3 protein-coding genes and 1 pseudogene are annotated in these 2099 nt (G+C 56.0%); 1 reads left to right on the top strand and 3 read right to left on the bottom strand.

Going from position 1 to position 2099, the window contains the following annotated elements; translation table 11 throughout:
* A pseudogene (locus ACFDSS_RS14220) lies at positions 1–192 on the bottom strand (flagellin FliC); the annotation flags it as partial.
* A 217-nt stretch (positions 193–409) separates the two neighbouring features.
* Here ACFDSS_RS14220 and ACFDSS_RS14225 point away from each other — a divergent pair.
* Positions 410–1087: a hypothetical protein gene (locus ACFDSS_RS14225; protein WP_300975780.1), complete on the top strand. Its 678-nt coding sequence runs from the start codon at positions 410–412 to the stop codon at positions 1085–1087.
* On the opposite strand, the gene ACFDSS_RS14230 is transcribed toward ACFDSS_RS14225, so the two are convergent.
* Both ACFDSS_RS14230 and ACFDSS_RS14235 read right to left on the bottom strand, forming a co-directional pair.
* Positions 1039–1467, bottom strand: a complete 429-nt coding sequence (locus tag ACFDSS_RS14230; protein ID WP_375256376.1) for a hypothetical protein — start codon at positions 1465–1467, stop codon at positions 1039–1041. The genes ACFDSS_RS14225 and ACFDSS_RS14230 overlap by 49 nt on opposite strands.
* A 287-nt stretch (positions 1468–1754) precedes the next feature.
* Positions 1755–2099: flagellar biosynthesis anti-sigma factor FlgM (locus tag ACFDSS_RS14235; protein WP_375256377.1), on the bottom strand; the 345-nt coding region annotated here is incomplete at its 5' end.

A 2099-nucleotide genomic window follows, 5' to 3' on the forward strand; every position in this document is an offset into this window, starting at 1 on the left:
CGCCTGGTTGGTGCCGCGGATTTCCGATGTCAGCCGCGATGCAATCGCCACGCCAGCTGCGTCATCCGCTGCAGAGTTGATGCGCTTGCCGGTCGACAGGCGCTCCATCGAGGTTTCCATATCTCTGTTGACGCTGGACGCGGAAGCCGCGGCCATCAAGGCGCCGGTATTGGTTGCAATTGCGAGTGCCATTACATCTCTCCTATTATGTCATTAAGAGAACACGTTCCAAAATCCGCGCTCTCAACCAACTGAAGCATGCTGTCGCTATCAACCGGCCTATTAGTGGTAACGGCTTGGACGCCGCAGGCTTTAGCCCCGTAAGGCAACATTCTTTGCCAAGGCCGATTGCTGTAAAGCGGTGAGCCTATTAGGATTGGACGTGAACCGCTGAAAGGTGCGCATTGCCATGACATTCCTATCCCGACTGCCCGTTTGCTTTTGTCGGATCGCGACTGCCAGCTTTTGCGCGATGCTCTTGATCACCGGAACGGGCGTGGCCGCCCAAGGCTCAGATGCCAGCCCCGATCCTTTTGACGCTGCTGTTGAGGCCGTCAAAGCCGAAGATTTCGGTCTGGCGAATGATCTGTTCTTTGCTTTGGCAGAACAGGATGATCACGACGCGCAGTTTAATCTGGCGATCTTGCTAGAGGCCGGAAAAGGTACGCCGCAGAATTACACCCTTGCGCTGGAATGGGCATGGCTGGCCCAGCTTGGCGGTGTCGAGCGCGCGCAGGAATTGGCGGACCGGCTGGCCGAAAAACTGCTGCCCGCCACGAAAGATACAATCGCGGATCGCATCGAGAGCCGCCTGCAAGACCGACTGTCCCGGGGAGATTCTGCGGCCATCATGCAATTTGTCGCGTTCAACCAAACAATATTGACGCGACCCGATCTGGAAACCGCCTACATCTGGACACTGATCGGTGCCGCGTTGAATATCGACCAAGCCGCCAAAACCCGCAATGATATCGAGGTCGCGCTAGAGGCGCGCGATGTCCTGCAGGCCCAGGAAACGGCACGCGGGATGTTTGTGGATCAGGACATGGCCTCGTTGTTCGCCGGTGACGGTGTTGCGTCACGATAACTGACCGATATGGCGAATGCTTCGTCCTCGGTCAGGTCACATTGCTGCGCGGCCTCTTCCAGACTGCTGCCCGCTTGGCGCGCTGCGATGAACGCCACGATATTGGAAGCCGAGTTTGCCTGCGGTCCGTGGTTTACTGCCACCCGCTGCGTCAGTTGCAGGACATCGGGTGTCCCGACCTGCGTCCCGGTGATTTCTGGGCTATTTGTAGGCTGCACCGAGTGAACGATATGCTTCAGTGTTGATTTGATATCCGACAAATCGCGCTGATCCCGCATGACGCGGACCAAAAGCCAGCCGACCAATAGTAAGTTCAGGGCCAGCAACCAGTTTGTAATGCTTTGGCCAGACACCAAGCTTGCGTAATCCTGAAGTGTCAAAAAAGTTATCCTGAATAGTCAATATTTTGACGTTTGCGAACCCGTAGTGCCAGCATGGCCCAGTCCGCGCAATTCAGCACATTTTTCGGCGTAAAGAAACTCTTGAGTCAATTTCTGATACAAGTTTGCCAAACCATCGGGTGTATTTGGGCCAAAGGGTCCCAATTTCGACATTTCGGCCAGCACATTTTCGGATGCTGCGATATAGTCCTTGTCCGACGCGCGGCACGCTTTCAGTCGGTCAAGCGCCGCATCCAGGTGTTGTGTCGCAACGCCGGTCTCTGACATTAGGTCATGGATTCGAATGAATCGGCCAGACCCTGCGCGATCTTGTCGTAATCGACAGGATATTCGTTCGCCTGGATCGACGCCCGAATGCGTTCCACGGCTTCGATATCAACCGGGACCGGCATGCTCTGCATCGACGCCAGAACCTCAGCGGCGGCGGAATTGATCTCGACCGCGGGTCGGGACGACGCCGATACCGGGTTAACCGGCGCAGCGACACCAAGTCCTGCCGTATCGCCACTACTTGCGGGCGAAATGTTGACTCTTGGAACCGCGTTCACCTCTGGCATTTTTGCGGAAGTGACCGTGCCAGTCAGATTTTGTGTTGCATCAACCATTTTGCA

Source organism: Yoonia sp., assembly GCF_042093035.1.
GTDB lineage: Bacteria > Pseudomonadota > Alphaproteobacteria > Rhodobacterales > Rhodobacteraceae > Yoonia.

Excerpts from the sequence above, each read along its gene's own strand:
- ACFDSS_RS14225 (WP_300975780.1), top strand. The coding sequence starts at position 410 with ATGACATTCCTATCCCGACTGCCCGTTTGCTTTTGTCGGATCGCGACT.